The sequence below is a fragment of the Aureimonas sp. SA4125 genome (genome assembly GCF_019973775.1).
Lineage (GTDB): Bacteria > Pseudomonadota > Alphaproteobacteria > Rhizobiales > Rhizobiaceae > Plantimonas.
Window position 1 is genome coordinate 1,271,432 of record NZ_AP025032.1, and the last position, 23,134, is coordinate 1,294,565.

The following is a 23,134-nucleotide window of genomic DNA, read 5'->3' on the forward strand; positions in this document are numbered from 1 at the left end:
TATCTCAACTTCGTCTCGCGCCCGTGTCTTCGTGGCGCAGGATCAGCCCGACGACGAGGCCGGAAAACAGGATGGTCAGCGCCGCATAGGGCGCGGCGTCGTAGAGCGCGCCCTCGCTGGTGCGCGAGAAGATGCTCATCGCCATCGTCCGCGTGCCGATCGGTGACAGCAGAAGCGTCAAGGGCAGTTCCTTTGCCGCGGCCATGAAGACCAAGACGCCACCGGCAAGCAGGCTACGGGCGACCAGCGGCAGGGTGATCCAGGCGAAGGCGGCGGCGCTGCTGCGGCCAAGCGCTCGTGCCGCCTCCTCCGTCCGGGGGCCGACCTGCACGAGCCGGCTCCTGATCGGCCCGAGCGCCACCGCCGCCAGGTGGACGGCCAGCGCGGCCACGAGCAAGGGCATGCTCTGGTAAAGGCCGGGCAGGGCGGCAAGAGAAAGGAAGGCCACCGACAGCGCGAAAGGCAAGGGCGGCATGGCGTAGCCGAACCAGGTCAGGCGCTCGACGGCGAAGGACGTTCTCCCGGGATGGCGCAAGTGAAACAGGGCCACCGGCAGGGCGATGGCGACCGCGACGAGCGCCACCGGACCGGCGATCGCCAACGTCTGCAAGGCCGCGGAGGGAATCGCCGCCCAGTCGATCTCGACGGGTGCACGTGTCAGCCAGAACAGGATCACCAGCGCCGGCACGCCCAGCGACGCCGCGGCCACCGCGGAGACGAAGAGCACCGCCGCCGGCTTCCACCGGCCGAGCGGTATCGGCGCCAACAGGCGACGGGCGCCCTGGCCGCTGCGCACAAGGCGGGTACCGCGGGCGAGTTGCGTCTCCACGAACAGAATGACGCCGGCGAGGCCGATCAGCATGAGCGACAGCCAGGCGGCGTAGTGCACCTCGAAGGCATTGGCGTACTGGCTGTAGATCGCCGCCGAGAAGACATCGAAGCGCATCAGCGCGATCGCGCCGAAATCGCCGATCGTGTAGAGCGCGATGATCAGCCAGCCGGACAAGAGCGCGGGCTTCAGATGCGGCAGCGTCACCCGCCAGAACACCGTCAGGGGCGCGCGGCCGAGCGAGCGCGCCGTCTCAACGAGCGCCGGGTCCATGCCGACGAGCGCGGCCCGCAACGTGAGGAACAGGTAGGGAAAGGTGTAGAGGCCGAGCGCCAGCGTCGCGCCGAACAGGCCTTCGGGTCGGGGGAGCCTGAGGCCGAAGAACACCGACAATGGCCCGTAATAGCCGGACAGGCCAATCAGGGCATAGGCCATGACATAGCCCGGAATCGCCAGCGGCAGCACCGCAAGCAGGGTGAGAAGCCGCTTGAAGCCGAGGTCCGAGCGCACGACGATCAGCGCCAGCGGCAGCGCGATCAGCGTCGTCAGCACCAGGACGCAGCCGACGAGCGACACGGTGTTGCCGAGATAGACGAGCGTCTTCGGGCGCAGCACCAATGCCGACAGTTCGCCGGAGTCGACGCCACCGGCCCGGATGACGAGATACAGGAGGGGCAACAGCATTGCGCTCCCGGCGAGGATCGCCGGGAGCGCAAGAAGGAGAGGCGCCCTGCGGGCGTCGTATGCCATGCGAACGGCTTAGATCAGGCCGAGTTCGGTCAGCATCTTCTTGGTGCCGTCGGTATCGGCCAGTGCCTCGATCTCGACCTTCGGGGCGAAGGCGGCGGGATCGGCGACCGCGCCGAGCGTGTCATTGGGAATCACGCCGCCGGTCACCGGATATTCGCCGACGCTGGCCGAGAAGTACTGCTGCGCGGCCGGCGACAGCAAGAAGCCGATGAGCTTGTGCGCGGCCTCCTGGTTCTTCGACGCGGCGGGGACGCCCGCCCCCGCGGTGAACATCAGGTTCCCGATGTCGCCCTTCTGGAAGAAGGTCTGGGCGACCGGAAACTTGGCATCGCGCAGCTTGAAGCGGGTGAGGTAGTAGTTGTTGACCAGCGCGACGTCGACCTCGCCGTCGGCCACCGCCTGCAACTGGTCCGTATTGTTCTTGTAGGTCTTGGCGTCGTTGGCGACGAGTCCCTCGACGAACTGCTTGGCCTTCTCCTCGCCATCAACGACGCGAACCGCGGTGAGGAAGGCCTGGAACGAGGCGTTGCCCGGCGCGAAGCCGACCTTGCCTTTCCACTCCGGCGCGGTCAGGTCGTAGACGCTCTTGGGAAACTGCGCCTCCTTCACCCGCTCGGTCGAGTAGACCATCGTACGGGCGCGACCCGAAGTGCCGATCCACTTGTCGCTGGCCGGCTTGAAGCCGGGGAGCACGTTGGCAGAGAGGTCGGAGGGCAGCGGCGCGAAGAGGGCCTCGTTGGAAACCAGCGAAGCCGCATCCTGAGCGAGGAACAGATCGGCCGGCGACTTGTCGCCTTCCTCGCGCAACAGCGCCGACAATTCGGCGGTGGTGCCGTAGCGGGCATTGACCTTAATGCCCGTCTGTTCCTCGAACAGCTTGAACATCGGCGCCGTGAAGCTTTCGCCGCGGCCGGAATAGACGGTGATTTCCGCGGCCGACGTGGCGAACGGCATCAAACTTGTGGCAGCCATCGCTATGGCGGCGAGTATGAGCTTCATCTTCCGGGTCTCCCTACCAAGGAAAGTTTGCAGCCTCGGACCTATGAATTAGCTTCCGCCCAGTCAATGAAATTATCGCAGATTCCGGATATATATCTCTAACTTTCTCGTGTGTCGGCCGGAATTTGCTTATAAGAACGATTCTAAATCTGGCCTGTTACCAAGAGTGCGTTTTTAGAACCGTTCTACTCTTGCGGATAGATATTTGATCGCGTGCAATATTGGGAGGGCGTGAGCGGCTGATGGCAGGAATGCGGGCCGTGACGGGCGAATAGCGGCGGCGCATGACGACCGGCCTGCCCCCAACAGGTGGCCCGGTTCGAACCGAAATGCATTCTGGGTGTGGCGGCGAGGTTCGAGGTGGCCGGCGACGCGTGGGGATGGCGCGGCCGGCCACGGCACGGTGTCGGGTGCCGGCGGGCGGTCTCCGAGCGGGGAATGCGGGCGCCGAGGATCGTGGTGCGACGCCAGCCCTCGATGATGGTCCGGTGCTCGGCCGGCTGCAGAACAGCTCGCCGTTCAAAAGCTCGCCGCCGAGTCTGGCGTGAAGCGCTCGCCGCCGCCGCTCTCCCAAGGGCTGCCCGGCTCGACAGAAGCGGTCTTGGCGCCGACCGCCGTGATCCACTCCCGCGGCGCCTTGGCGACAGGCTCCGGACCCTTGCCCGACCGAACATGCGCCGGACGGGCCATTGGGGACGCGATGAGACCAAGCCGCGTCAGCCAGGGCGTGCCAAACCTTGGCGATGCCCCTTCGCACGGCCTAACGCCCGTTCAGATCTCCCGATCTTGATCGCTCCGACGACGCCCGGCGGGCGTCATCTCCCTCTTTTTCTGGCCGCCGGCATCGCGACAGCACTCAGTCACCAGAGAACGATCCTATCGTCCGGTGATGCCGGGGAACATGATCAGCACGGCAAGAGCCAGGATCTGCAGCGCGATGAACGGCAAGAGCGCCCGGAAAATGTCGCCCAGCGAGATATCCGGCGGCGCGACGCTCTTCAGGTAGAAGGCCGCAGGGCCGAACGGCGGCGACAGGAACGACACCTGCATGTTCATGCAGAACAGGACGCCGAACCAGACCGGATCGTATCCGAGCTCAACGATGATCGGCACGAATATCGGCAGTGTCAGCAGCGCGATACCGACCCAGTCGAGGAACATGCCGAGCACGAACAGAATGAGCATCATGAACAACAGCACGTAGATCGGCTCGTCCGAGATGCCGATGATCAGCGATGACACAAAGTCGATGCCGCCCATGAGGTTGAACACGCCGACGATCGCGCTGGCGCCGATGCCGATCCAGACGATCATGCCGACGGTAGCAAGCGTCTGCATGGCGGCGCCGCGCAAGAGCTCGAAGGTGAATTCGCCGCGCACCACGGTCGCCAGCAGAACGCCACCGACGCCGATGGCCGAGGCTTCGGTGACCGATGCAATGCCGCCGTAGATCGAGCCGAGAACGAAGGTAACGACCAGCAGGGGCATGATCAGCCCCTTCAGCAGCGCGATTTTCTCCGCCAGCGGGATGATCTCGGGATCGGGATCCGGCACCACGCCCTTCGTGAAATAGGCCCGGAAAAGGATGTAGAGAACGTAGAAGCCCGCGAGCATGACGCCCGGAAGGAACGAGGCGGTGAAGAGGTCGCCGATCGAAACGTTGGCCGCAAGGCCATAGACGATCAGGACGATGGAGGGGGGGATCATCGTGCCGAGCGCGCCGCCGGCGCAGACGACGCCGATCGCCAGGCTGCGGTCGTAACCGAGGCGCAGCATCTGCGGTAGAGCCAAGAGGCCCAGCAGAACGATCTCGCCCCCGATGATGCCGCTCATCGCGGCGAGAATCACCGCCACGAAAATGGTCTGGATCGCCACGCCGCCACGCACGCGGTTGGAAATGAGCTTCATTGCGTCGAAGAGGTCGCGCGCGATGCCGGATCGATCGAGGATCGCGGCCATCAGCACGAACATCGGCACGGAGACGAAGATGAATGACGAGACGAAGCTGAAGACACGGCTGGTGATCAGCGGCACGGCCATCGGACCGAACCAGCCGAGCGCGAAGATCAGCGCCACGAGCAGCGTGACAAAGGCCAGAGGCATGCCGGTCAGGAGCAACCCGAACAGCATGAGGAACATCACCAGCGTACCGTAGCCGATGCCGAGATCTCTGAGGTTGAACCCGAAGTCGAGGATTTCAGTCAATTATGCCTCCTGCCTGGAACCGCGGCGGCGGGCATGATTGACGGCCAGGACGATGAACTGGATGGACAAGACGATCATGACGATCAGAAGAAACCCCTTCAGCAGAGCGGGCGTTGGCGGATTCCAGGCACTGCCGGTGCCTTCCATGTGGAATGTGCCGTTGGGGTTCCAGAAAGAGGTCGCAACCATCAACCAGGAAGCCCAGGCGAAGAACGCCGCTGAAATCGCGCTGATGATGTAGATGATGACGTCAAAGACAACGCGAAGCCGCGGGCCGAGCGCGTCGTAGATCAAGACGACCCGGATGTGGCTGTCTCGCGCGGCGCAGAACAGGCCGCCGTATATGAAGGCGATGGCGCAGAGGAAGATGCTGGTTTCGTGCACCCAGTTGGTCGGGCTGTTGAGCACGTAGCGCATGAAGATCTCAAACAAAAGCGCCGCCGCGGACGCGACGATCGCCGCGGCGAAGATGTAGCCGATCCATTCGATGCCGCGGCCAAGGGCACCGGCCTCCGGGACTGTATCTCCGGTTCCTTCACTGGTCGCGCGGAGGTCGGGATCGTCTCCCTCCACGGCAACGGGGTCACGGGTCATCGCCGAATCATCCTTCAGGAGAAAAAGGTGCGGGCAGGACCTCTGTCCCGCCCGCCGGTCTCGATCGATCGGGACTTACTGTGCCTCGAGCAGGCCTTCCTTCTCGAGATAAGCCGTCAGGGTGTCGTACACCTTCCGCGCGCTCTCGGATGCAGCAGCCTGCTTCTCCCACTCGCCGATGGCGATCTTGCGGAACTTGGCCCGCTCCGCGTCGGACCAGTTATGGATGGTGGCGCCCTGCGCCTTGGCTTCCTCGACCGCCTTGTCGTTCTTCTCGGCCAGCGCCGCGTTCTGGCGCTGGGCCAGTTCGACGACCGATTCCTCGAGGGTCGTCTTCACGTCCTCGGGCAAGGCGTCCCACTTCTGCTTGTTCATCGAGAACTCGATCAGCGGCATCGAGTGGAAGCCCGGGAAGACCGGATGCGGGGCGATCTTGTTGAGACCCTGCGCCTGATTGACGTGGAGCACGCTGTAGTCGGCAGCATCGACGACGCCCTTGTCGAGGGCGGTGAAGACTTCCGAGGTCGGCAGGTTCACCGGCGAGGCACCCGCAGCCGCGAAGATGTTCTGCACGAGACCTGCGGGGGCGCGCAGCTTCAGGCCCTTCAGGTCGTCGACGCCTTCGAGCGGAACCTTCGAGACGAAGGCTTCGAGGCCCGGCGTGGTGCCGCCGAAGAAATGCGTGCCATAGGGCTGGACCAAATCGTTCATCAGCTCCTTGCCGCCGCCTTCATTGAAGAACTTCAGCATTTGCTGCGGATCCGACCATGCACCGACCGGATTGGCAATCAGGCCGAAAGCCGCGTCCTTGCCGGCAAAATAGGACGTGTCGGTGACGTGGCCGTCAAGAATACCCGCGCCGACTGCGTCGAGGGTTTCCTGGAAGTCGACGACGGCGCCCACCGGCAGAAGCTCGATGGACACCTTGCCACCGGTTTCCGCGCTGACGCCGTCGGCCCATTCCTTGTAGAGCTGGTAGTTCGGATCACCGGAGGGGTCGCTCGACTGGAACTTCAGCGAGACTTCCTGTGCCATCGCGCCCGTGGTCAGGACGGCGAACGCCGCACCGGTCAAAAGGACTTTGAGGAATTTGTCGAACAAGTTACTTCTCCCTTAACATCTTCTTTATCCGCGGATGCCCGCTTTCGCGCCTTCCGGCATGCCGTGGCTGGACGCGCACCATACGACTGTCGGCTGTCGCGTCAACGCGAAACTCCTGCTTCGCAATCAGAGGGTGCGTTCTGACGTGACATTGACGTGAACGTCTCGATCTTCGACAGGATGAAGGCGGGATCGACACGGAGGGCCGAGGCCGCCAGCACCCATTGGCGGGCCGTCGTCGCCGCCATACTCGGCGACGCCGGGCCCGAAGTGCTGGCCTGCATGACCTTCCCGAAGGAGCATCGCGCCAAGCTCCACACGAACCCGATCGAGCGGCTGAGCGGCGAGATCAAGCGGTGCACCGATGTCCGCCGGGTCGGGCTTCGCCCGCCCGAGGGCAGGCTCTGGCATCTTCCCGAAAGACGACGCCATCGTCCGCCTCGACGGCGCGCTGCTGCTCGAACAGATCGACGCATGGGCCGTCCAGCGCGCCCGCGTCCATCACGCTGGAAAGCGTCGGCCAGTCGAGCGATGATCCCCTCATCAGCCTGCCAGCCGCGGCCCGCTGATCAGCCCGGCAGTGCCGGAGAGCGCGGCGACCAAGGCCGCCAGCTACACCGCTCCTCGGGACATGATCCGCGCTGCCCGACATGTATTGCACCGGCGACCGCAGCCCACGACGTGCGCATGACGCGGGATGACCTACTCTGTGTCCCAGCAAGCTTGCATTTGCGCTGCGCAACCAGCCGCCCGTTCTATGTTGCGAGAGCGATAGGCGGCAAAATGGGGTCTCACAGCCTCGAATATGTCGCTATCAGAAGTCTTCCCACTCCGTTGTAGCGGGCGCCGGCGCAGAGTTCGAGCTGACAGTTCTCATCTGTCGAACCGCCGGCCGAGCAAGGCGAGTCGTTGGCTTGCGGATTGGCGATGCCGCCTGGCGGTTGCCGACTGACCCTCCAGCATGAGTGCGGAATGTCGCGACCATCTCTGCCAGCGTCTCGGTCTCGTCGTTGAGTGTCTGAGCAGCAGCAGTCGCCTGCTCGACCATTGCAGCGTTCTGTTGCGTAACCTTGTCCATCTGGTCGGCCGCGATCGAAACCTCACGCAGACCGATGGCCTGCTCCTTGGCGCTTCGTGCGATCCCGGTGACGACGCTCGACATTTCCCCGACCTGGGCGACGATCTCGGAGAGTGACTTGCCGGATGCAGTGACGAGTTTCACGCCCTCCTCGACCTGCTTCGATGATGTCGAGATCAGCGTCTTGATCTGTTTTGCTGCTTCGGCAGAGCGTTGGGCAAGGCCGCGAACCTCCTGCGCGACGACCGCGAAACCACGACCGGCTTCGCCCGCACGTGCTGCCTCGACGCCGGCATTGAGGGCGAGGAGGTTGGTTTGGAAGGCTATTTCGTCGATGACGCCGATAATCTTGCCGATCTCTTCGGACGAGTTCTCGATTTCGGCCATCGCTGCAACAGCCTGCCCAACGATCTCTCCGCCCTTTTCCGCATTCTTTTGCGCGGAAACTGCTGCCAACTGAGCGCGGACAGCACCCTCGGCCGTCTGGTTGACGCCTGTTGTGACCTCCGAAAGGGCGGCGACCGTCTCTTCGAGACTGGCCGCTTGTTGCTCGGTACGCTGTGCAAGATCATTGGAGGCCACTGTGATCTCGGCAAGGCCGGTGCGGATCGTGGAGATGCCGGTCACGACGGAGCCGATGGCATCTTCCAGCTTGCCGACGCTGTCGTTGAATTTCACCCGGATCGGCTCGAATTCAGGCGCGACGGCGGCGTCCATTCGCGTGGTCAGGTCGCCATCAGCGAGCTTGTCGAAACCGTTCTCGACGCAGTTGACGAAGCTGCGCAGGTCCACGTCCTTTGCGTTGTCGATCGCGGCCTGGCGTTCGCGCAAGGTGACCTGTGCCTGTTCAGCTGCCGAGGCGACGCCGGCCAGACGCATATTCTCATGTGCGGCTTCTTTGAATACCTGCACGGCCGTTGCCATTTCGCCGATCTCGTCGCGACGCGTCCGGCCGTCGATCTCGACTCCGATCCTGCCAGCCGCGAGGTCGCCCATTCGCCCCTGCAGGCGGGCGAGGGGGCCAGTGATACCTTTGGCGACGATGAGCATGGCGAGAATCGTCGCGACTGCTGCGGCCGCTATGGCGCCGAGGATGATCATCCACGAGGCGCGAGCCGAAGACTCGGTGAGTTCATTCGACAGGATGTCAATTTCAGCACTCATAGCACTATTCAATGTTGCGACCGCAAGTATGAATTTTGCAATCTCAGCGTCGGCCTTCTCCATCAGTACTGCAGCGTTGACAGTGCTGCCGGCGTCGCTAGTCGCCATCGCTGCCTCACTTATCTTCAGTCCGTCGGCGAAGGTAGTGCGCAGATTCTCGATGTCCGCTCGTCTGCCAGGCATCAGGGCCCCCGCCCGAGTGAGTAGATCCTGCACGGCAGCAAACGCAGCGCGGGCGGCCCCGAGACTTTCCAATCCAGCGGCGCTGCCGTTTTCAGCCGCGATGTTCTTATAGCTCGAGTAGCCCATGCGATTGGCCTCGCGTCCAGTCCGCGAAAGGGAAAGAGCCGCCTTCTCCGCATCGATCATCACGGAGTACGCACTATCGATTCTGCTGACAGTCGCGCTTGCAATATAAGCCACGACAATGCCGACGATGCCGAGCGAAATGACGATGAAAGCGATCTTTGACCGGATTCGGACGTTCTCGAGAAAATACTTCATCGCCAGCGTGCCCTTGATTTATTTATAACAATAAATAGTCATCGATCCTTTCAGAGGTGGGAAAAATCAGCGACTAGAATTGGGGCTGGGGCTTATACGTAGGCGGGCTTTGGTGCGTCACCGAACATCTTCGAGACGGCAAGGGGCGTCCGTCGTGGATGTAAGGTGGCGGCGAAGGCGGGCGCGACGCTCCGGCCGAGTGCGGAATGGGGACGGGCAGTGTCGTAATCGATCTGCCATTCGGCCAGCATCGCTCGCGCCTGGTGCAGCGACGAGAAGTGCGTATCATTCAAAAACTTGTCGCGTAGCCGGCCGTTGAATTTCTCGATGAAGGCGCTCTGCCTACATCGTAGGCACTCGTCCCTCTGATCGGCGGCATGCAGGGCAAGGGTCCTACCCGACGCCGGCAGCAACCCCGCCGCCTTCAAGATCGGCGGGGCTGTCTGATTATTCGAGATCTGCGACTTTGTCCTCGACGTCGTCCTCATCTTGCGGGACATCCTCGCCTTCGACCTCATCAGAAGCATCGTCGTCCGGCGCGGTCGTCTTGTCGTAGGCCGGGTCATCGGCGTGCTTGATGTCTTCAAGATCGTTCGAGATTGGGCTTGCACCTGGAATGTTCGTAAGCGTCGTCCTCAAGCCACGTCGGCGAGCGCGTCCGTGGGCCTAAACTGCCATGGCATGAGATCATCGATGCCGCTGTTGGGATGGCCCTTTACGATCAGCGTGATGACGGCGGTCATGTAGGCCTGTGGATCGACGCCGTTGAGCTTGCAGGTTTCGATCAGCGAAGCGATGACGGCCCAGTGGCCGGCCCCGCCGTCGGAGCCTGCGAACAGGGCGTTCTTACGGGTCAGGGCCAGCGGGCGGATCGAGCGCTCGACGGTGTTGTTGTCGATTTCCACACGGCCGTCGCCTGTAAAGAGGCAAAGGCCTTCCCAACGTGAGAGCGTGTAGCGGATCGCCTCGGCGAGCTTGGTCTTCTGGCTGATGAGCGCGAGCTTCTCGCGCAGGAATAGCTCGATCGCGTCGAGGACGGGCCTCGTTCTTTCCTGGCGTGCGTGACGGCGGACCTCGGCCGGTCGTCCCCGGATCTCGGTCTCGATCCGGTAGAGCGCAGCGATGCGCTCCAGCATCTCGGCCGCGATCGGTGCGGGGCCGGCGGCGGCGAGTTCGTAGAACCGTCGGCGGACATGCGCCCAACAGAAGGCGAGCCGGACATCCCCTTTCTCGGCCAGCACCTTGTAGCCGCCATAGCCGTCGACCTGGAGGATGCCGGCAAACCCCTTGAGATGGGCGATGGGCCGCTCGGCCTTGCGGTCGGGCGCATAGACATAGGCAACGGCGGGCGGGTCGCCGCCCTGCCATGGCCGATCGTCCCGGGCATAGGCGAAGAGCTGCCCGGTCTTTGTCCGGCCGCGACCGGGATCGAGCACCGGCGCCGTGGTCTCGTCAGCAAATAATTTCGATGATGCCTTGAGGTGGCCCAACAGCCGCTCGTGGATGGGACGCAGCAGGAAGGCAGCTCGACCGACCCAGTCGGCGAGCGTCGAGCGGTCGAGATGGACGCCCTGGCGGGCGTAAATCTGCGCCTGGCGATAGAGCGGCAGATGGTCGGCAAATTTGGAGACGAGGACGTGGGCGACGGTAGCCTCGGTGGGCATGCCGCCCTCGATCAGCCGTGCCGGCGCCGGCGCCTGGACGACAACGCCCTCGCAGGCCCGGCAGCCATAGCGGGGCCGACGGGTGACGAGCACCCGGAACTGGGCCGGCACGATGTCGAGCCGCTCGGCGACGTCCTCGCCGATGACATGCAGGGCATGGCGGCAGCACGGGCAGGCCTTGTCCTCGATGTCGACGACCATCTCGATCCGAGGCAGGTGGGCAGGCAGCGAGCCTCGATTTGCCCGGCGCTTGGCGGCGCGCTCTGTCCGAACGTCCGGAGCCGCGGCCTCTGCGGCCGCCTCGTCATCGGCTGCGGCCTGCTCGACCTCTTCGAGGCCCAGCAGAAGCTGATCTTCCGGCAGCGTCTCGGCCCGGCGTCCGAAGCGGTGGCGCTGCAATTCCTTGATGATTTGCTCGAGACGTTCAGCCCGCAGACGCTCGGTGATCAGCATCGCCTTGAGCGTGCCGGGATCGTCGGGAAGCGTGTCGGCAGCGGGTGTCATGCCAGAAGTGAATCACCTCCCAACGCCTGCGGCAACAGGCTTTTGTGTCCCCAGAGGTCAGCCTGATGACGACGGGACGCGGCTGGTCTGGACCTCGTGGACTCGGCGCCAGTCGAGGCCTTCGAGCAGCGCCGATAGCTGCGCCGCGGTCAGGTGCATGACGCTGTCCTGGGCCTTCGGCCAGCGGAACTGGCCGTCCTCCAGCCGCTTGGCGACCAGCACCACGCCGGTGCCGTCCCAGAATACCAGCTTGATCCGGTCGGCCCGCTTGGCCCGGAAGACGTAGACCGTGCCCGAGAATGGATCGGCGCCCATCGTCTCGCGCACCAGCGCCGCCAGTCCTTCCGCGCCCTTGCGGAAGTCGACGGGCTTGGTTGCCACCATCACCCGGACCGCGCCCGTCGGCCCGATCACGAACCACACTTCAGCGCCGAGATCACCGCCGCTATCGTCGTTGGGCTCGCGTCGGGGCCAATGCGAACAACGACGCCACAGAGCTCCAGTTCGATCCCGCCGCCGCTTCGAGCCGCAGCCCGCTTGCGGCGCGGCGGCTTCGGCGAATTGTGCGGCACGACACTCGAGGGCGGTTCGACGATGACGGGCACGAAAGCCGGCGAGGCCGCCGAGCCCGCATCGAACACACGGCGTGCCTCACGCCGCCACCCAAAAATCTGCTGCGGCAATAGCCCGTGCCGACGGGCCACTTCCGAAACCGCCGCGCCTGACACCAAGGTCTCCTCCAGGATCCGTGCCTTGTCGTCCGCCGACCAGCGACGCCGTCCCCCAGCCCCGTTGATCACCTCGACCCGGCGCATCGGCTTAAGCGTAATGTCAAATCCAGACACAGAACGATCCTCTTCAAGATCGTCAGACTCGCCTGTCAGGCCACAGCGCGAAAGGTGGAGCCGGGATGACGCTTACGAATGTTCGACATGTCGTCCTCCTCGTGAGTTCCGCAAGGAAGCTCCCATGGGCCGTCATCGTTCCCGTGCGGTGGCGAGCTTTCTGCGTGGCCTTGATTGAAGATGGGCCTCAATCGTTCCGTGGATCCGGAAGTGTCAAGGCACGCGGAAGCCTGGCTTCCGTCGAACGATAAAAATGGACAAGCCAGCGCCGGCAATAAACCGGTGCTCCTTGCGTCTGGACCGCTGAGCGTCATCGGGCAACACCCGATGGAAGCTGCGCGGATGAATTGCCGCGACGACCGCAGCCAGCGACGTGCGTACGACGCTCTATGATGTGCTCCGCATGCTAGTGCAGGCCCGTGGCCGCAGCTTCCAACTGGACCGGGAACGACAAAAACTCATCGAAAGCCGGCGACTTCCGATAGCGCCGCAGCGCGATGAAACAGAACTGAGGGTCAGGTGTCTCCTCGACCTCCGACAGACCGAACCACGACAGCGCACTGGCCCTCAAACAAGGCCGCACCGAAGTCTCGCTCTGTCAGGGCCCGTAACGCCGCGAGAACTGCCGCAACTGGATTTCACACCGATTGTTCCCCTGCAACAATGACGGCAGAGAACGTGCTTCGCCGAATTTGCTCCCCCTTGGACACGACCAGTTCGACAGCCTCGGCGACGCTGATCTTCCGGTTGTTGAACCGACGTTCAAGAGGCGTCTCTTTCGCAGTACCCGGTGACACCAACCTGACGTGTCGCACGTTCGCCTCCTCATAGCGCCTCAACGAATGGAGCTGGGCGGCCCGGGCGGCGGTCAGTTCAACGAGGTCCTCAAGGCGACCTCGTGCGCCAGCCAGGTCTTTCAGGTCGTGTCCCCGCCCGTGGTGTAGCTCGACGGTAGCGTCGCCGATCTCGCCCGCGCCTTTGATTGCGCTGTAGGACGGGATTGGCGACGCGGTGGTCACCAGCGGTTTCCGGTTAGGCTTGGGTTGCGAGACCTAACCGCAACCGGAGATCCCCTGATGACCGACGACATGATGAGCCTGCGCAGCCTTCTGGAGAAGACCCCGGACGCCGATCTGTTGCGCGAGATGATCGGCTTTGCCGCCGAGCGGCTGATGGAACTGGAGGTCGGCAATGCGACCGGCGCCGGCTATGGCGAGAAGAGCGCCGAGCGCCTCGCCCAGCGCAACGGCTATCGCGACAGGGACTGGCATACCCGTGCCGGCACCGTCGAGCTGCGCATTCCCAGGCTGCGCAAGGGCAGCTACTTTCCCGGCTTCCTCGAGCCGCGGCGCATGGCCGAGAAGGCCCTGACGGCCGTGATCCAGGAAGCCTATGTCCAGGGCATCTCGACCCGTTCGGTCGACGACCTGGTCAAGGCGATGGGCATGGACGGCATCTCCAAGAGCCAGGTGTCGAGGCTTTGCGAAGAGATCGACGGCAAGGTGAAGGTCTTCCTCGAACGGCCGATCGAGGGCGACTGGCCCTATCTCTGGATCGACGCGACCTACCTGAAGGTCCGCCGCGGCGGGCGCATCGTCTCGGTCGCAGTGATCATCGCCGTCGGCGTCAACGCCGATGGCCGGCGCGAGGTGCTCGGCATGGAGGTCGGCACCTCGGAAGCCGAACCGATCTGGACCGAATTCCTGCGCAAGCTGACCCGGCGCGGCCTGCGCGGCGTGAAGCTCGTCGTGTCCGATGCGCACGAGGGCATCAAGGCGGCCGTCACCAAGGTCCTGACGGCGACATGGCAGCGATGCCGGGTGCACTTCATGCGCAACGTGCTGGCCCATGCCGGCAAGAGCGGACGCCGGGTGGTGTCGGCCTTCATCGCCACCGCCTTCGCCCAGGAGACGCCCGAGGCCGCAAGCCTGCAATGGCGCTCCGTCGCCGACCAGATCCGGCCGAAGGTGCCCAAGCTCGCCGCCATCCTCGACGGCGCCGAAGAGGATGTCTTGGCCTACATGACCTTCCCCAGGGAGCATCGCGCCAAGCTGCACAGCATCAACCCCATCGAGCGGCTGAACGGGGAGATCAAGCGGCGCACCGACGTCGTCGGCATCTTTCCGAACGACGAGGCCATCCTGCGTCTCGTCGGCGCTCTGCTGCTCGAGCAGAATGACGAGTGGGCCGTGCAGCGGGCGAGGTACATGACGCTGGAATCCGTTGCACCCTTGAGCGATGATCCTCTCGTCAGCCTGCCAGCAATGACGCGCTGATCAACCCGGCCTGGCCGGAACCGACGTGTGACGCCGTCAGCTACACCACGCTAGGGGACACGATCGTCTTTCACGACGAGCCCATCGAGAAAATCCCGGCCGACAACATACTTGGAGGGAAAGCCGAGCGCCCTCACTTGCTCCAGGGGGAGTGGATCTCCCGATCTCACGAGAGCCTCGACGACCTGATTGTAGCTCAAACCATCTCGAAGGAACTGCGCCGCTCCTAAAGCGAAGCGCTCGATCACTTCCACCCGAAACATGCCAGAGCGGCGAAACCGGTCTTCTAAATCCTCCACGGCCGGAAATGCGTCAGAAAGAGCTTCGGTATCCTCTTTCGCGCGCATGCCTGTCATCGATCCGCGATTTTCAGGCGCTCTATCGAAGATCCACGAGAATAGGCCCATTTCGTATCCATGATTGTCTGCGGCTGGAACGCGAGCAATTTCGTCGGAAATTACCCCAGTTTAGCGCGAGACGGAAAGATCCTGTTCGATGCGATCGATCCTGCAATGGCAGGTCGGCAACACAGACCAAGCGAGCGCCCGTCACAACCCGCTTGATTTGCCACTCGGTGAACCGACAGAGGTGGCTCGGTTTGTCTGAACAGGCTCGGCGGCCTGATAAGTGGATCGTCTGCCGGGTTTATGCCGCTGCGAGAAGCGGCTGGTTGAAGTAGGCGTGGTCCGGGGTCTTCCGGCCCAAGCTCGAGTGCGGGCGTCCGCCGTTGTAGAAGTCGAGGTATCGGGCGAGCGAGGCCCGGGCATGGCTGACCGTCTCATAGGCCCGGAGATAGACCTCCTCGTATTTCACTGATTTCCAGAGCCGCTCGACGAAGACGTTGTCGCGCCAGGCGCCCTTGCCGTCCATGCTGATCTTGATCTCCCTGTCCAACAGGACCTTCGTGAAGTCGATGCTGGTGAACTGCGAGCCCTGATCCGTGTTGAAGATTTCGGGTTTCCCAAAACGGGCCAAGGCCTCCTCCACCGCCTCGATGCAGAAGTCCGCCTGCATCGAGATCGAAAGCCGCCAGCTCAGCACCCGCCGGCTGAACCAGTCGACGACGGCGGCGAGATAGACGAAGCCGCGGGCCATCGGGATGTAGGTAATGTCCATCGCCCAGACCTGGTTCGGCCGCATCACCGGCAGCTTGCGCAGGAGATAGGGATAGATCTTGTGGCCCGGCGCCGGCTTTGACGTGTTCGGCCGACGGTAGATCGCCTCAATCGCCATCCGCTTCATCAGCGTTGCGACACGCAGGCGGCCGACAACAATGCCCTCCAAAGTCAAGAGGTCGCGAAGCATGCGGCTGCCGGCGAAGGGATATTCCAAATGCAGTTCGTCTATCCGTCGCATGAGTGCGAGATCGGCGGCAGAGACAGCGCGTGGCAGGTAGTAGACGCTTCCCCGGCTGATGCCGAGTTCGCGTGCCTGCCCGGCAACCGGCAGAGGATGGGAGCGGTCGATCATCGTCTTGCGCTCGGCAACAGTCCGGCCTTGTCGAGCGCGCCTTCCAAAAAATCGTTGGCCAATGTCAGCTCCCCGATCTTGGCATGCAGCGTCTTCACGTCGATGACTGGGGCGGCGGCGATTGCGGTCGTTTCTGATCCGAAAACTCCGGCGGCGCCCTCCAGAAGCTGAGAGCGCCACTGCGTGATCTGATTGGGATGCACGTCGAACTGCTGCGCCAATTCGGCCAGCGTCTTCTCGCCGCGCACTGCTGCCAGCGCCACCTTTGCTTTGAAGGTAGGGCTGTGGTTCCGCCTCGGTCTCTTGGTCATCGTCTCTCCTGGTCGCGGCCATCCTGGCCGTCTTCAGGCAGACAATCCACTCAGCCCGCTGTGCAGATTTGCCGAGCCACCTCTGACCAAGGCGGTTGAATTCCTCACGGTTCACGCGACATAGGGTGCACCCGATTTGAAAAGAAAGCCCCTTATGGAAATCGAATACGCAAATCCAGACGCTCTTTCCGAGCAGACTGCGGCGATCGTCTGCGCCTATGTGAGTAACAACGCGATCGCAGCGGCTGACTTGCCCTCAGTGATTGCCAGCGTTCATCAAACTCTGGCTCAGATCGGAAAGGGACCGGTGGAGCCAGCGCCAGCCGAGAAGCTTGTCCCGGCTGTGCCGATCAAGAAGTCCGTCACGGATGAGTTCATCATCTGCCTGGAGGACGGCAAGCAGTTTAAATCGCTGAAGCGGCACCTCAGTTCCAAGTTCGACATGACGCCGGATGAGTATCGGGCGAGGTGGAGCCTTCCCAGCGACTATCCAATGGTTGCGCCCGGCTATTCAGCCAAGCGGTCAGCTTTGGCCTTGAGCTTGGGTCTTGGGCGTAAGGCCGAAGTAGCTGCAGAGCCCGCAGAACAGACGAGACCCTCACGTGGTCGGAAAGCCAAGGCTCCCGTTGAGGCATAAGAATGAACAAGCCAGCGCCGTCCGTAAGTTGGCGCTGCCTCTGACAGGACCGCTGAGTATCATAGGGGCGAGATCTGATAGGCAAGCTAGCGGTTATGCGCTGCCGTTACGACAGCTGCCAGCGACACGCTTGCGACGCTCTGTGATGTACTCTGCCCTGCGACTGCAAGCCCGCGGCTGTTGATTGCACAAAGCCCTCAAAAGCCCGGACAGCGGCGACCGCAGCGGATGACGCTCTATGACGAGCGTTGGCTGCATCGCTCCATTAGACGGAGGAGTGGGCTGGCAATCTCCGTTTTGGCAGGTGTCGATGCCGGGTGGAAACTCCCCAGAAGTGCCGTTTGAATCTTCCCCAGTTTAATCGCGACCGCCGGTCTTGCGGGGCGCGTCTCGGAAGACCGGCGGTGCGTGATCGCTGATGCTTCTCCCGATGATCCGGTCTAGGTGTTTGGTCCCAGCATGTCATGGCGAGGCATTCGACCGAAGAGATACGGCTTGGTTTCGCTGATCTGCCGTATCGCTTCGAATGGCGTTTTGAACCGTAGGGCTTTGAGCTGTTTGGCGTAGTTGTACGCCAGCAGCAGTCCCGGACGTGACGACGCAGATCGGTGATCGAAGCGTAGTGGAAGGATTTGACGGTCGCGTCCTTGATGGTCCGCACCATCGGTTCGGCCTGCCCGTTGGTCCAAGGATGATACGGTTTGGTCTGACCGTGCTCGATGCCGTTGGCTGCACAGACGGCGCCGAAGATATGGCCGACGAAGCCGCTCTCGGTGCGCTTGTCGTGCTGGACGAACTGGCAGCCGTTGTCGGTCAGCACCGTGTGGATGGTCGTGTCCGTCAACGTGGTGGAAATTGAGTGTAGCTGAAGCGGCTCCGTTTCAGGCGACTTCGGTGGAAATCTGTTCGGGTTTTGCAGTGTTGCCCATGGCCATGAGGTCGGCCATGGGTTCGGTCTGCATGTAGCGGTTCTGGATCTGCCATTCGTCGTTGGCCTCGAGAAGGACGGCGCCGATGAGCCGGATGATGGATCCCTCGTTCGGGAAGATTCCGACGACGTCGGCACGCCGCTTCACCTCCTTGTTCAGGCGCTCCAGGGAATTCGTCGAATGGATCCGGGTCCGGTGCTGACTGGGAAAATCCATGTGCGCCAGCACGTCGGTCTCGCTGTTGTCGATGAAGGCCCCGAGCTTTGGACACTTTCCCCGAAGCTGGTCGGCGACGTGGCGCAGCGCCTGGCTGGCGCTAGCACGATCGGGCTGGGCGAAGGCTTGGCGCAGCGCGGCCGCCGCCATGCTCTGCTGCGCCTTCGGGACATACGACAGGGCGTTGCGCATCCAATGCACCCGGCAGCGCTGCCAGGAGGCGCTGAACACCCGGCGAATGGCGGCTTTCAGCCCTTCGTGAGCATCCGAGATCACGAGCTTCACGCCGGACAGGCCGCGGCGCACGAGGCTCTTGAGGAAGCTCGACCAAAACGTCTCCGCTTCCGAGGGGCCGATGTGAAGGCCGACGATCTCGCGCTTGCCGTCCGTGTTCACGGCCACGGCGATTATGGCGGCGACCGAAACGATGCGTCCACCCTCGCGCTGCTTCAGGTAGGTCGCATCCAGCCAGAGGTAGGGCCAGTCGCCAGTGAGAGGACGGTCGAGGAAGCCGCCGACGCGTTCGTCGATGTCTTTGCACAGCTTCGATACGGTGCTCTTGCCGATCCCCGACAGCCCCATGGCCTGTACCAGATCGTCGACCCGCCGGGTGGAAACGCCGCTGATCCAAGCTTCCTGAATGACGGCAACCAAGGCCTTCTCCGAGAGCTTTCTCGGCTCCAGGAACGGCGGGAAGTAGCTGCCCTGCCGAAGCTTGGGTATCCGAAGCTGCAACGAGCCGAGCCGCGTGTCGAGCGAGCGGTCGCGGTAGCCATTGCGATAAGTCGCCCGTTCCTGCGTCCGTTCGTGGCGCCCGGCGCCGATCATGCCTTCAACGTCGACCTCCATAAGGAGCTGCATCACGCTCTCGGCTATCGTTCTCAGGAAATCGCCGTCCCCGGCTTTCGCAAAAAGCTCGGCAAGCGGTAGTCTGTCCTCGGTCATCGGGTTCTCCGGTCAGGTTGAAGTCTCGCAACTCCACCTTAGCCGCCCTATCCGGTGACCGCCTCAGCCACACCTTTCAATGTCGGAATTTCCACCACGAGCGCGGACACTACCGTGTGGATCCGATAAGGCACGGTCTTCACCAGAGCCTTTAGGAAGCCGGCGGCCACGAGTTTCGTCGCTTTGCGGTAAATTCTGGCGAACACGATTTTTGACGTCCGGTCCACCGCCAGGAAGAGGAAGGACTTTCCGCCTTCATAACGCAGTTCCGCGATGTCGATGTGGAAGTAGCCTATCTCATAGGCCTTGAAGCGTTTGGGTTTTTCCTGATCGGACTTAGGCAGCCGAGAGATGCCGTGCCGTTGCAGGCAACGGTGAAGGCTCGATCGGGACAGGTGTGGGATGACGTCCTTCAAGGCGATGAAGACGTCGTCCAGCGGCAGGCGCGCCTGGACGCGAAGAGAAACGATGGCGGCTTCTTCCAGAGCCGACAAAACGGTGCTTCTGCGCTCCTTCGGACCCATGGCCGCATCCTCGGCGCTGGGCCGAGATCGCCACTTCCTCACTGTCTTCTCGTTGATCCCGTAGCGCCTTGAAAGTTCCGCGACCGACGCCTTCTAGCCGGAAACCGCTGGTGACCACCGCGTCGCCAATCTCGTCCTACAGCGCAATCAAAGGCGCGGACGAGATCGGCGGCGCTACCGCCGAGCTACACCACGTGTGGGGACGCGACCCACCGAGGACGCACCGCATCGTTCGCGCGGAGGCGACGGGAGTTGCCTTTGAATGATTGTAGGACGCGTCAGGCTTATGGAGACGCAGGTTTTGTAGGGAGCAGCAATTCTCTCCAAATTAAGGGTTTGGGGCCATTCTTCGGCCAACGCGCTCTGGTGCGGATTGCTGTGTCGCCGATTGCCCCGAGTAAATTTTCTTAGCGTCGGTCAAGATCCAAAATAAAAAATGGCGAAAGATTTTATTATGGCATTATTATCAAATATCAGTATTAAATTCAAGATCATTTCCGTCGTGGCCCTTCTTGGTGTCATCTCTCTCATCGGCTTGGCCTATGTGAGCGTACAATTTGCCAAGACCGATCAGCGTTATTCAAATTTTATATCGCATGAAAGTCTATCTGCGACGTTGAATGCACGGTCGACAGTCAATCTTTTGCAACTGGCGCTGCAACTCCGACTGATGATCGAGCACGATCCGGCGTCTGCCGATTTCGACGCTATTGCCAAACGCTACGACAAAAACCTTGCTCAGTTGCGCGAGCGCCTGACGACGGTCGCAGGACTAGTGCCGGTTCGGGCGGAGCCTGTCTCAGCCATCCTTGCGGAGGTCATCAATATCGATCGGGAGGCGGCGATCGCGTTTACGGCGGCACGGGAATTCAGGCGACAGGACGCCGACCGGGCGATCCGCGCGGTCAGCACACAGGCGATTGCCCTCTTGCCGCAGTTCACAGCCGGCAACGACCAATTGATCGGCATCATGGCGGACGGCACGGCGGAACTGCAAAGCAGAACGTCATCGACGATCATTTCCGGCGCGATCGCACAGGGCCTGGCAGTTGCCTTGGCGATGCTCATCGGGCTTTTTGTCGCCTCGCGTGGAATCGCCGTGCCGATTGGTCGGCTGCGCGAACGCATGGAAGCTTTGGCGCGGGGAGAAATGTCGAACGATATCCCAGGTCTCGAGCGCAAGGACGAAGTCGGGGCCATGGCCAAGACCGTCCAGGTGTTCAAGGACGCCGCCAATGAAAAGAAACGGCTGGAGGTCGAGGCAGCAGCGGCAAGCCGGGCACAGGAAAGCCAGCGCGACCGCCAGACGGCAATCGACCAATCCAAGGAAGAGGATCTCAGAACCTTCGTGCATCTGGTCGAGGAAGGCTTCGACGCACTGTCGGACGGCGACCTGACGGTGCGAATGGAAAAGGCCGTGGCGCCGGAATTCGAACCGATCCGGGCAAAGTTCAACGACAGCGTCGGCAAGCTGGAGCAGGCCGTCGGCGCGGTGGTCGGCGGCATCGCAACGCTGCGGACCGGGCTTGCCGAGATCTCGGTCGCCTCCAGCGATCTCGCCCAGCGCACGGAGCAGCAGGCGGCGAGCCTCGAACAGACCGTCGCGGCGCTCTCGGAAGTAACCACCGGAGTCAACCAGACCGCCGAGGGCGCGGCACGCGCCCAGGTCGGCGCCACGGCTGCCCAGAAGAATGCGGAGAAGGGCGGCGAGATCGTCGCCCGCGCCGTCGCGGCGATGAGCGAGATCGAGAACTCGTCCGAGGAGATCGGCAAAATCATCGGCGTCATCGACGAGATCGCCTTTCAGACCAACCTTTTGGCGCTGAATGCCGGGGTCGAGGCGGCGCGCGCCGGCGAGGCGGGGCGAGGCTTTGCTGTGGTGGCGCAGGAAGTGCGCGGGCTCGCCCAGCGCTCGGCGGAAGCTGCCAAGCAGATCAAAACCCTGATCTCGACCTCGTCGAAGCAGGTCGGCGCGGGCGTCGAACTGGTGACCGCCTCTGGCAAGTCGCTCGGCGAGATCGTCGCGCAGGTCGGTGAGATGTCGCAAGTGGTCAGCGAGATCGCCCGCAGCGCCAAGGAGCAGGCCGTGAGCCTGCGCGAGGTATCGGGCGCGGCCGACCAGATGGACAAGGTCACGCAACAGAACGCGGCCATGGTTGAAGAGGCGACGGCGGCGGCGCAAACACTCTCGGACGAAACCGACGCTCTGGCGGCGATGGTTGCGACCTTCCGCACCAGTGTCGGCAGTAGCCGCGGCTCTGCCACAAAGGCACCGCGCTCTGTAGCGCGCCCTGCTGCCAAGCCTTCGCGTGCTCCCGTAGCCCAGATGCGGACGACCACCAGCGCCGCGCCCGCTCCGGACGGGTGGGAGGAGTTCTGACAGCTCCCCTCGAATTGAGGCCGAACTGCGGTGGTGGCCGGCAGAAAGAAGAGGCTGCCGGCCTAAAACGTTGTATGCCTTATTAGGCTTCGTGGACAAAGGGTATCCAGAGTTTGACAGCTGCGATGGCGACGAAGCCGAGATAGGACTCCCTGGCCTTGGCATATCTGGTGGCAACGCGCCGCCAGTTCTTGAGCTTGTTGAACAGCCGCTCGATCAGGTTTCGCCACCTGTATTTCTCGGCGTCGTGCGGCGCGGGGTGCTTGCGGTTACGTTTGGCCGGGATGACGGCCTCGATTTCGACCTTTGCCAACTCCTCCCGGATGGCGTCGGCATCGTAGCTCTGAGGGCGCTGGCCAGCCACTACGGCATCAACCAGAAGACTGTCGCGAAGTAGAAGAAGCGGACGTCGACCGCCGACCGCAAGACAGGCCCGGCCGAGCCGAGATCCACGGTGCTGTCGATCGATGAGGAGGCCGTCATTGTTGCCTTCCGGCGTCATACGCTGCTGCCGCTCGATGATTGCCTCTACGCGCTCCAGCCGACGATCCCGCATCTGACGCGCTCGTCATTGCAACGCTGTCTCCAGCGTCATGAGATCTCGCGACTGCCCGAGGTCGACGGCGACAAGCCGATCAAGAATAAGTTCAAGAGCTATCCGATCGGCTATTTTCACATCGACATTGCCGAGGTGCAAACCGTCGAGGGCAAGCTTTGTCTCTTTGTAGCGATTGACCGAACCTCCAAGTTCGCCTTCGTCGAGCTTCATCCAAAAGCCACCAAAATGGTCGCAGCCCAGTTCCTGCGCGATCTGATCGCGGCGATGCCCTATGCCATCCATACGGTGCTCACCGATAACGGCATTCAGTTCACCAACCGGGCCTGTGACCGATATGCCTTCCATCACATCTTTGATCGCGTCTGCGATGAAAACGGCATCGAGCATCGCTTGACCAAGGTGAAGCATCCTTGGACCAACGGGCAGGTCGAACGGATGAACCGGACGATCAAGGACGCGACCGTCAAGCGCTTCCACTACGACGATCATTCACAGCAAAACAGCCGGGAGCGAACTTACGATTGGATAAAAATTCGGGGCAACGTCACGGGATACGCCACTCCGTCCAGTCCCGTCGAAGCATTTGCCTGTAGGGTCTCCTCTTGAGTAGAAACCACTGCTCGGCGAGCGGCGCCGTCGGCGCATCGGCG

At 62.7% G+C, this 23,134-nt stretch carries 18 protein-coding genes and 6 pseudogenes; 5 read left to right on the forward strand and 19 right to left on the reverse strand.

What is annotated here, in order from left to right; genetic code table 11:
* Positions 1-4: 4 nt before the first annotated feature.
* The 6 genes and pseudogenes from Sa4125_RS05835 to Sa4125_RS05860 all read right to left on the reverse strand — a co-directional run bounded on the left by Sa4125_RS05835 (position 5) and on the right by Sa4125_RS05860 (position 6,478).
* On the reverse strand, positions 5-1,579 hold the full coding sequence (locus Sa4125_RS05835) for an iron ABC transporter permease (RefSeq protein WP_224004725.1): 1,575 nt from the start codon (positions 1,577-1,579) through the stop codon (positions 5-7).
* 9 nt (positions 1,580-1,588) lie between these two features.
* Positions 1,589-2,578 (reverse strand): iron ABC transporter substrate-binding protein, encoded by a 990-nt coding sequence (locus Sa4125_RS05840; RefSeq protein ID WP_224004728.1) that lies wholly within the window; start codon positions 2,576-2,578, stop codon positions 1,589-1,591.
* 329 nt (positions 2,579-2,907) lie between these two features.
* Positions 2,908-3,259, reverse strand: a pseudogene (locus Sa4125_RS05845) (integrase core domain-containing protein); the annotation flags it as partial.
* 195 nt (positions 3,260-3,454) lie between these two features.
* A complete protein-coding gene (locus tag Sa4125_RS05850) occupies positions 3,455-4,783 on the reverse strand; it encodes a TRAP transporter large permease subunit (RefSeq protein WP_224004731.1) in 1,329 nt (442 codons plus the stop codon).
* A complete protein-coding gene (locus tag Sa4125_RS05855; RefSeq protein ID WP_224004733.1) occupies positions 4,784-5,377 on the reverse strand; it encodes a TRAP transporter small permease in 594 nt (197 codons plus the stop codon).
* Between the two features lie 75 nt (positions 5,378-5,452).
* Positions 5,453-6,478, reverse strand: a complete 1,026-nt coding sequence (locus tag Sa4125_RS05860; protein WP_224004736.1) for a TRAP transporter substrate-binding protein — start codon at positions 6,476-6,478, stop codon at positions 5,453-5,455.
* Between the two features lie 237 nt (positions 6,479-6,715).
* Here Sa4125_RS05860 and Sa4125_RS05865 point away from each other — a divergent pair.
* Positions 6,716-7,047: pseudogene (locus Sa4125_RS05865) on the forward strand (transposase); the annotation flags it as partial.
* Positions 7,048-7,292: 245 nt separating this feature from the next.
* On the opposite strand, the gene Sa4125_RS05870 reads toward Sa4125_RS05865, so the two are convergent.
* From Sa4125_RS05870 to Sa4125_RS05900, 7 genes and pseudogenes are all read right to left on the reverse strand, one after another.
* The gene (locus Sa4125_RS05870; protein ID WP_224004738.1) at positions 7,293-9,224 is read right to left on the reverse strand and encodes a methyl-accepting chemotaxis protein; all 1,932 of its coding nucleotides are present in this window, start codon (positions 9,222-9,224) and stop codon (positions 7,293-7,295) included.
* A 149-nt stretch (positions 9,225-9,373) separates the two neighbouring features.
* A pseudogene (locus Sa4125_RS05875) lies at positions 9,374-9,565 on the reverse strand (transposase); the annotation flags it as partial.
* Positions 9,566-9,671: 106 nt separating this feature from the next.
* Positions 9,672-9,863, reverse strand: a complete 192-nt coding sequence (locus Sa4125_RS05880) for a hypothetical protein (protein WP_224004740.1) — start codon at positions 9,861-9,863, stop codon at positions 9,672-9,674.
* Positions 9,860-11,392: an IS66 family transposase gene (locus Sa4125_RS05885; RefSeq protein WP_224000747.1), complete on the reverse strand. Its 1,533-nt coding sequence runs from the start codon at positions 11,390-11,392 to the stop codon at positions 9,860-9,862. The genes Sa4125_RS05880 and Sa4125_RS05885 overlap by 4 nt, the downstream gene beginning before the upstream one ends.
* Before the next feature lie 57 nt (positions 11,393-11,449).
* Positions 11,450-11,806: an IS66 family insertion sequence element accessory protein TnpB gene (gene tnpB, locus Sa4125_RS05890; protein WP_224000737.1), complete on the reverse strand. Its 357-nt coding sequence runs from the start codon at positions 11,804-11,806 to the stop codon at positions 11,450-11,452.
* Positions 11,803-12,237 (reverse strand): transposase, encoded by a 435-nt coding sequence (locus tag Sa4125_RS05895; RefSeq protein ID WP_224000735.1) that lies wholly within the window; start codon positions 12,235-12,237, stop codon positions 11,803-11,805. Before Sa4125_RS05895 ends, tnpB begins: the two co-directional genes overlap by 4 nt.
* Before the next feature lie 638 nt (positions 12,238-12,875).
* A complete protein-coding gene (locus Sa4125_RS05900; protein WP_224004742.1) occupies positions 12,876-13,256 on the reverse strand; it encodes a hypothetical protein in 381 nt (126 codons plus the stop codon).
* A gap of 57 nt (positions 13,257-13,313) precedes the next feature.
* Between Sa4125_RS05900 and Sa4125_RS05905 the strand changes: the two genes are divergently transcribed.
* Positions 13,314-14,513, forward strand: a complete 1,200-nt coding sequence (locus Sa4125_RS05905) for an IS256 family transposase (RefSeq protein ID WP_224001988.1) — start codon at positions 13,314-13,316, stop codon at positions 14,511-14,513.
* Between the two features lie 50 nt (positions 14,514-14,563).
* Here Sa4125_RS05905 and Sa4125_RS05910 read toward each other — a convergent pair whose 3' ends face one another.
* Positions 14,564-14,920 (reverse strand): hypothetical protein, encoded by a 357-nt coding sequence (locus Sa4125_RS05910; RefSeq protein WP_224004744.1) that lies wholly within the window; start codon positions 14,918-14,920, stop codon positions 14,564-14,566.
* Positions 14,921-15,158: 238 nt separating this feature from the next.
* Positions 15,159-16,294 (reverse strand): IS3 family transposase gene (locus Sa4125_RS05915; protein WP_224001182.1). Its coding sequence is split into 2 segments (ribosomal slippage): positions 15,159-16,027 and positions 16,027-16,294, totalling 1,137 coding nucleotides; the frame shifts between segments, so codons are not numbered across the junction.
* Between the two features lie 154 nt (positions 16,295-16,448).
* Here Sa4125_RS05915 and Sa4125_RS05920 point away from each other — a divergent pair.
* Positions 16,449-16,931, forward strand: a complete 483-nt coding sequence (locus Sa4125_RS05920) for a MucR family transcriptional regulator (protein WP_224004746.1) — start codon at positions 16,449-16,451, stop codon at positions 16,929-16,931.
* A 440-nt stretch (positions 16,932-17,371) separates the two neighbouring features.
* Here the strand turns inward: Sa4125_RS05920 and Sa4125_RS05925 are convergent.
* The 3 genes and pseudogenes from Sa4125_RS05925 to Sa4125_RS05935 all read right to left on the reverse strand — a co-directional run.
* A pseudogene (locus Sa4125_RS05925) lies at positions 17,372-17,760 on the reverse strand (integrase core domain-containing protein); the annotation flags it as partial.
* 52 nt (positions 17,761-17,812) lie between these two features.
* Entirely contained in the window at positions 17,813-19,021 is a 1,209-nt protein-coding gene (locus Sa4125_RS05930) for an IS256 family transposase (protein ID WP_223998301.1), read from the reverse strand.
* Between the two features lie 104 nt (positions 19,022-19,125).
* Positions 19,126-19,638, reverse strand: a pseudogene (locus Sa4125_RS05935) (IS481 family transposase); the annotation flags it as partial.
* 343 nt (positions 19,639-19,981) lie between these two features.
* Between Sa4125_RS05935 and Sa4125_RS05940 the strand changes: the two are divergent.
* Positions 19,982-21,925 (forward strand): methyl-accepting chemotaxis protein, encoded by a 1,944-nt coding sequence (locus Sa4125_RS05940; RefSeq protein WP_224004748.1) that lies wholly within the window; start codon positions 19,982-19,984, stop codon positions 21,923-21,925.
* An 82-nt stretch (positions 21,926-22,007) separates the two neighbouring features.
* On the opposite strand, the gene Sa4125_RS05945 is transcribed toward Sa4125_RS05940, so the two are convergent.
* Positions 22,008-22,289 carry a transposase gene (locus Sa4125_RS05945; RefSeq protein WP_224004750.1) on the reverse strand — a complete coding sequence of 94 codons (282 nt, stop codon included), beginning with the start codon at positions 22,287-22,289 and terminating at the stop codon, positions 22,008-22,010.
* Here Sa4125_RS05945 and Sa4125_RS05950 point away from each other — a divergent pair.
* A pseudogene (locus tag Sa4125_RS05950) lies at positions 22,266-23,012 on the forward strand (IS481 family transposase); the annotation flags it as partial. The gene Sa4125_RS05945 and the pseudogene Sa4125_RS05950 sit on opposite strands and share 24 nt — an antisense overlap.
* Positions 23,013-23,134: the final 122 nt, after the last annotated feature.

What these genes read in the sequence shown, in the direction of transcription:
- Sa4125_RS05920 (WP_224004746.1), top strand. Translation starts at nt 16,449, where the DNA reads ATGGAAATCGAATACGCAAATCCAGACGCTCTTTCCGAGCAGACTGCG.
- Sa4125_RS05840 (WP_224004728.1), bottom strand. Translation starts at nt 2,578, where the DNA reads ATGAAGCTCATACTCGCCGCCATAGCGATGGCTGCCACAAGTTTGATG.
- Sa4125_RS05910 (WP_224004744.1), bottom strand. Translation starts at nt 14,920, where the DNA reads ATGGGCCTATTCTCGTGGATCTTCGATAGAGCGCCTGAAAATCGCGGA.
- Sa4125_RS05855 (WP_224004733.1), bottom strand. Translation starts at nt 5,377, where the DNA reads ATGACCCGTGACCCCGTTGCCGTGGAGGGAGACGATCCCGACCTCCGC.
- Sa4125_RS05905 (WP_224001988.1), top strand. Translation starts at nt 13,314, where the DNA reads ATGACCGACGACATGATGAGCCTGCGCAGCCTTCTGGAGAAGACCCCG.
- Sa4125_RS05835 (WP_224004725.1), bottom strand. Translation starts at nt 1,579, where the DNA reads ATGGCATACGACGCCCGCAGGGCGCCTCTCCTTCTTGCGCTCCCGGCG.
- Sa4125_RS05885 (WP_224000747.1), bottom strand. Translation starts at nt 11,392, where the DNA reads ATGACACCCGCTGCCGACACGCTTCCCGACGATCCCGGCACGCTCAAG.
- Sa4125_RS05870 (WP_224004738.1), bottom strand. Translation starts at nt 9,224, where the DNA reads ATGAAGTATTTTCTCGAGAACGTCCGAATCCGGTCAAAGATCGCTTTC.
- Sa4125_RS05940 (WP_224004748.1), top strand. Translation starts at nt 19,982, where the DNA reads ATGGCGAAAGATTTTATTATGGCATTATTATCAAATATCAGTATTAAA.
- Sa4125_RS05930 (WP_223998301.1), bottom strand. Translation starts at nt 19,021, where the DNA reads ATGACCGAGGACAGACTACCGCTTGCCGAGCTTTTTGCGAAAGCCGGG.